Raw genomic sequence first — 6,682 nt, forward strand, 5'->3', positions numbered from 1 at the left:
CATAAGAATAAAAGCCGAGTTATTGTGGTACTCGGCTTGTTTGTTTGAAACATAAAAGCGATCGCGAATTCAACTCCGAAGTGCACCACTCGCTAAGTTAGGCAGCCTTGCGTATTCGCTGGGGGCGAATAATTCAATGAACTTTGTGGCCGAACATGGTTGTAATGATCGCGCCACAGGTGAATTTCCTCTCGGGCTTCGTACAGGCTACTGAACCAATACTGATTCAAACAGGCGTCGCGGAATTTCCCGTTGAAGCTTTCCACGAAGGCATCCTGTATTGGCTTTCCGGGCTGAATGAAGTTGAGTTTGACCTGCCATTCCTTAGACCAAAAGAACATCGCCTTACTGGTGAATTCGGTCCCGTTGTCACAGACTATCGAAGCCGGACGTTTTCGCTGGCTCATGAGTTCGGTCAGAAAACGGGCTACCCAGTGGCCGTGTCCAATTCCCCTAAACTGAGGCAGATTTAATTGGAGTTTTCTGCAATGATTAACGCAGGAGACGACTATGAAAAAATCACGTTTTACAGAATCACAGATCATCGCTGTCCTTAAAGAGGTCGATGTCGCGAATAAACTCAAAGCCAGTTGCTGATCTGAGTCATTTTTCATCCACAATTCCATGGGTGACAAATTGATGTGGCGACCCGTAGACGCATATTCATTCTTGAGAAAACGTGGGTATCCCTTCATTGTTCAGAATGTTTTTGGCATGCCTGACAAGCACTGCACTTTCATTTGGATAAACCATTCTCATGTTAATTATCCCTAACCACCGAATTCCTGAAATACTTAGTCATTGAGCAAAAGCATAGCAGTGAATGAACCAAGGGTATTTTGTCAAAACATCTGACCTTTCAATGTGATTTTTGTCGGCGCTTACCAAAAAGGCCCGTCAGAGGTTAACGGGCCGGGATTAAAAATGGAAAAGCGCTACTCTAAAGTGAACTGGTCGATGTTAGGGCCGCTTTCACCAAGGGTTCTAAATTCAATATGATTAGCGCCTTTCACTAACTTGAATTCGGCAACCGCCTGTTCACTCCATTTGCTGTCCCAACTGCCAGTGGGTTCAAATTCAATGACACCCGCCTTTTCGTTGTTGATATAAATTGCCAGTGGGCGTTTAGAGGTTTTATCGTTGTGGGTATAGCGGAATACCGCTTTGTACACGCCCTCTTCACCGTCATTTTCGTGATACCAGTACAATGAACCTTCTTTGTTATTGAACTGGGCATACGCGCCACCATGCACGCCATGAGCGTCGAGAACGGCTTCTGCGCCCCCTTTAAACTCAGCCGCTTCACCTTGCATTGACAGGCCTCGGCCTACCCACATGTTGGCGGAGTTCTCATCACCCCAAAATATACCCACACCCTCACCAAAGCTTTGTTGCATGGTCAGAATCACTTTGCCTTGCTGTATGACTTTTGCGTAAACCGTATCTCCGTCTTTTACACTGAAGGGTTTTTCGTAGGCGATCATTTCTGCGGCGTAAGCATCATTGATTGCGTAGTAGATGTCCACGGCTGGCATTTGACTATGCGCACTGTCGGTTAATGGCAATTGCTGTACGTCAATCTGTACCTGATTAGAGAGGCGCAGCGCTTCGTCACCCACTATGGCACCTATGGTGGCGTATTCCGCCGCTTCTGGGTATTTAACCTCTACAAACGCTCGGGTTTTACCCATAAACAAAGGCCGGTAGTTGGCTCGAACCCGATTAGTGTGTTCATACGGCGAGCCGCTTTCCAGTGCTTTTACTTTTACACCGTCGGTGAAGTGGTAGTAAACGTTATGCGCCCCGTAGGGGTAGAACTCCTGCTTTTTATCTATGGTTTCTGACGAAATCACTTTTGCATTGTCGAAACCGGACTCGGCAGCAAAGGTTTCTACCTGATGTTTTAAGCCGGCTGGTGCATCTGCCGTAGTCAAGGTTTTTTCCAGTACTTTTTGGCCGTCTTTGTAGCCTACTGCGGTCAGTGTGCCCGGCTGCCAGGGTACAAACCACTCACATTGCATTTCTTCGGCTTTGCGACCTGGTTTGTCACGGCCCAATGATTGGCCGTTAAGGAACAATTCCACTTCGTCCAGATTTGAGTAAACCCATACCGGAATTTCAGTGCCCGGTTCCATGGTGGGGTGAGTCCAGCTCGGCAGAATATGCAGCGATGGCTCGTCAGACCATTGACTGCGGTAAAAGTGGAACAGGTCTTTTTTAAAGCCCGCTAAATCCAATGCGCCACCCATAAAAGCGATGAAGGGCCAGCCCCCATGGGCCAAACCTGCTTCACCGTGGTAGTCAAACCCTGTCCAGCGGAAATGGCCTGAATGATGAGGCAAGTCGCGGGCCATCTCCCAGTTCTTGCGCGCACTAATGCGTACTGTTGCGTTATCGTAAGAGGAATTTAAGTGTTGTTTTTGGTTTGCCCAGTTTTTAGGATCGTTCCAGTCGTAAAAGAAGATCTCTTTGTCAGTGATATTGGGTAAGTCAAACACATTGTCTTTTGGCCCATCACGCCACCACGTTTGAGTGCGGTAATAACCCCGCGTTTGCCAGGTATGTGGGGCTTCTGTTGAAACAAAGGGGCGGTCGAAACGGCGATTAAAAAAGCTCTTGCCTTCGGAGCCGCCGTTAATGCCAACCACATCCATGCCATCCTTGTTGGTGGAGCCCGAGGTGACCAGGCGCGTCGGATCAAGTTCCTTAACCGCTTTCACCAGTTCCGGGGCAATTTCACCGTGGGTTTCATTCCCCACACTATAAATAATGATCGACGGATGATTGCGATTACGGGTTACCCACTCTTTTAAATCGGTATTCCACCATTTATCAAAGTGATGTGCTCCATAGTCATGCAGCGCTTTTTGTTTCCAGCCGTCAAAAATCTCATCCATCAGCATTAAACCCAGCTCGTCGGCCAAGTCATAAAACATCGGAGGATAGGGGTTGTGACCAAGGCGAATGGTGTTTACCCCCATGTCTTTAAGCAACTGCAGTTTCCAGCGTAACAGTGGTTTGGTCCATGCCCCACCAACAGGGCCACCTTCGTAATGCTCAGCCACCCCTTGAATTTTGACGTTCTTGCCATTGATCCAGAATCCGGTATCGGTTTTCCACGCGATTTCACGTACACCAAAGTTGGTGCTATCGCTGTCAATTGCTTTGCCGTTGTGCAGTAACTCCACGTTTAAGTTATAGAGATAGGCATCATGTGGGTTCCAGCGCTTGGCATCCTTGAGTTCAAAAGAGAACTGGTAGGTGTTGTTTTGTTTCAGCTCTGCCAGTGATGACTCACCAGATAGAACCTCAGCACCGCTCTGATCAACCACGCGATAATGCACGTCATAATCGCCCGCGCTATCAACCGTTTTACTGAGTTCAAATGCCGTTTGTACCTGCGTTTTTGCGCCAACCACAGGCGTATGTACAAACAGCGAGTTGCGCTTGATATGGGTTGGGTCAACCACCACCAATCTAACCGGAGCGTAGATGCCACCCGGGTGATACCAGCGTGCCGACGGTTGCAGTTCATTATCAACACGCACGCTAATCACGTTATCGTCGCGATTCAGGTGCTCGGTAATGTCGTACTGAAAGCTAATGTAACCGTAGGGACGGCTGCCGAGCAGTTGGCCATTTATCCAGACTTCGCTATTCATGTAGACACCGTCAAACTGGATAAATACCTGTTTGCCCTGCCAGTTATGATCGTAAGCAAAGTGCTTGCGGTACCAAGCCAGGCCACCACCATGATTGCCGCCAAATTGCTTCTGCGAGCCGTCTTTACTCACCCCTTCCTCAAAAATATAGTCATGCGGCACATCTAACACAGCCCAGCCGCTGTCATTATGCTGCTGGTTTTTGTAGGCGCTGTGGTCGCCGAGTTTGAATTTCCAGTTGTGATTAAAGTTGATTTCCTGTCTGGCACTGTTGCCATCCGAAGCATTGGCTGATGTCATTGCCAATACCCCAACCATCAATACCATCAACACAGTGGTTTTTTGAGAAAGCCATGCAATGGGCTCAACTGATCTCATTTGTCCTATACCTTCTTGAGTGACCAATTTTACAAATTTCATAACAGGCTCATGCTCAGCGTAAGCCTAATTGAATTTGTTCAAATAATGTCACAAATGAGCCAAATAGTCCTCACTTATGATTTAAATTGATTAAAAATATTAACTTGTTGTTTAACATGATTGTTGTCGGGTGTTCGGAACAGGGTAGGGGCGTAAGTTGTTTTCAGTTCTATCAGGCATCCAGGTGTCTGGAAATTAATTACTTTTTGCTGTGATATTGTCTTGCTGAAAATACAATTGACCCAGATCAATAAATATTTAACTTACAGTATTGCATATAATTCAAGTTGGTATAAAATCGCATACCTTTTTTGTCTTTAGCGTAGTAAAAAATGTACCCAGTAGTAGGATGTTTGGGGAAAATCACGTTTTCTTTGTTGCTGTTTGCTTCATTTGTAGTTCACTCTGAAACCACAACCGTTTCGGTAGGATTTGAAAACGGTTTGCTCGGTGAATATTCCAATAACGCCCACCAACCAATCAATGTTAATACGTTCTCAACCTTGGGAATCACAAGCGCGATCATTAGTCAGGAATCGGACAATGGTCAGTTTGGGGGAACTCAAGGTAACGATTATGCGGTAGATGTCACATTTTTGTTTGATGATGGCACAACAGTAACATTTGACGGGGCAGTAAACTGGCGGGATACCAAAGGCTCCACCATTCATGGCTTTGGTATTATTACAGAATCAGTGGTCGATGACGGTACCGATTATGTAGCCTCTTCAGGTTATGAAGTCAGCTACCTCATGCAGAGTATCAGCAGCGATTTTGTATACGAGGATTACGGTTCCATCTCTGGAGGAAACGCGGCACAGAGTGGTTTGCTAGATGCACTTAATGAATATCTGGCCTACGTTTCTGAAAATCCAGGCACAGAGCCATCAAGTTTAGGCACAACAATAAGTTCGTCAGAGACAGAGATCTCTGCGGATGGTGCTAGTACATCAACCATTACCGTTCAGTTGAAAGACATCAATGGTAATGATCTCACTGACGGCGGCCATACCGTAACTTTGACCACCGACGCTGGGACGCTGAGTAGCGTTACTGACAACGGAGATGGGACTTACACCGCCACGCTGACGTCTTCTGCATCTGTTGAAACTGCGACAATCAGTGGAACACTCAATGATGAAACCATCCTGGATACCGAATCTGTATCTTTTGTCAAAGCAAACACAGATCCTGTTGCGGATGATCAGTCCGTATCTTTGGATGAAAATACCTCATTGGCTATTATGCTTACCGGCTCAGACAGCGACGATGACACTTTATCGTATATTGTGGTTACGAATCCCGAAAACGGTGTACTTAGCGGAACCGCTCCCAATTTAACCTATACGCCGGATACCAACTTCTCCGGCGCTGACAGTTTTACCTTTAGTGTGAATGATGGCACCGTTGATTCATCAACGGCGACGGTATCGATTACCGTCAATAACGTTGTAGTGATAAACAATGCGCCGGTTGCGGTGGCCGACAGTTACAGTGTGACTGAAGGTGGCACTCTGAACGGCACCTCGGTACTGAGTAATGACACCGACGCCGAGAGCGACAGCCTGACGGCCGTTCAGGTTAGTAGCCCGGCCAACGGCAGCTTAACCCTGAACAGAGACGGCACCTTTACTTACGTGCACGACGGTGGGGAAACTACGTCTGACAGCTTTACCTACCAGGCCAACGATGGCAGTAGCAATTCCAACACCGTAACGGTGACGATTTCCATTACGGCGGAAAATGATGCCCCAGTGGCGGTGGCCGACAGTTACAGTGTGACTGAAGGTGGCACTCTGAACGGCACCTCGGTACTGAGCAACGACACCGACGCCGAGAGCGACAGCCTGTCTGCGATTCAAATCAGCAGCCCGGCTAACGGCAGCTTAACCCTGAACAGAGACGGCACCTTTACTTACGTGCACGACGGTGGGGAAACTACGTCTGACAGCTTTACCTACCAGGCCAACGACGGCAGTAGCAATTCCAACACCGTAACGGTCAGCATTTCCATTACGGCAGACAACGATGCCCCAGTGGCGGTGGCCGACAGTTACAGTGTGACTGAAGGTGGCACTCTGAACGGCACCTCGGTACTGAGCAACGACACCGACGCCGAGAGCGACAGCCTGTCTGCGATTCAAATCAGCAGCCCGGCTAACGGCAGCTTAACCCTGAACAGAGACGGCACCTTTACTTACGTGCACGACGGTGGGGAAACTACGTCTGACAGCTTTACCTACCAGGCCAACGACGGCAGTAGCAATTCCAACACCGTAACGGTGACGATTTCCATTACGGCGGAAAATGATGCGCCGGTGGCGGTGGCCGACAGTTACAGTGTGACTGAAGGTGGCACTCTGAACGGCACCTCGGTACTGAGCAACGACACCGACGCCGAGAGCGACAGCCTGTCTGCGATTCAAATCAGCAGCCCGGCTAACGGCAGCTTAACCCTGAACAGCGACGGCACCTTTACTTACGTGCACGACGGTGGGGAAACTACGTCTGACAGCTTTACCTACCAGGCCAACGACGGCAGTAGCACTTCCAACACCGTAACGGTCAGCATTTCCATTACGGCAGACAACGATGCCCCA

At 48.4% G+C, this 6,682-nt stretch carries 2 protein-coding genes and 1 pseudogene; 1 reads left to right on the forward strand and 2 read right to left on the reverse strand.

What is annotated here, in order from left to right; genetic code table 11:
* Positions 1-92 precede the first annotated feature (92 nt).
* Positions 93-440 (reverse strand): annotated as a pseudogene (locus DXV75_RS17315) (integrase core domain-containing protein); the annotation flags it as partial.
* A 495-nt stretch (positions 441-935) separates the two neighbouring features.
* On the reverse strand, positions 936-4,040 hold the full coding sequence (locus tag DXV75_RS15060) for a glycoside hydrolase family 2 TIM barrel-domain containing protein (RefSeq protein ID WP_115594245.1): 3,105 nt from the start codon (positions 4,038-4,040) through the stop codon (positions 936-938).
* Between the two features lie 374 nt (positions 4,041-4,414).
* Here DXV75_RS15060 and DXV75_RS15065 point away from each other — a divergent pair.
* A partial coding sequence (locus DXV75_RS15065) for an Ig-like domain-containing protein (RefSeq protein WP_147291840.1) occupies positions 4,415-6,682 on the forward strand: 2,268 nt, incomplete at its 3' end.

The sequence above is a fragment of the Alteromonas aestuariivivens genome (assembly GCF_003367475.1).
In the GTDB taxonomy this organism is placed as follows: Bacteria; Pseudomonadota; Gammaproteobacteria; order Enterobacterales; family Alteromonadaceae; genus Alteromonas; species Alteromonas aestuariivivens.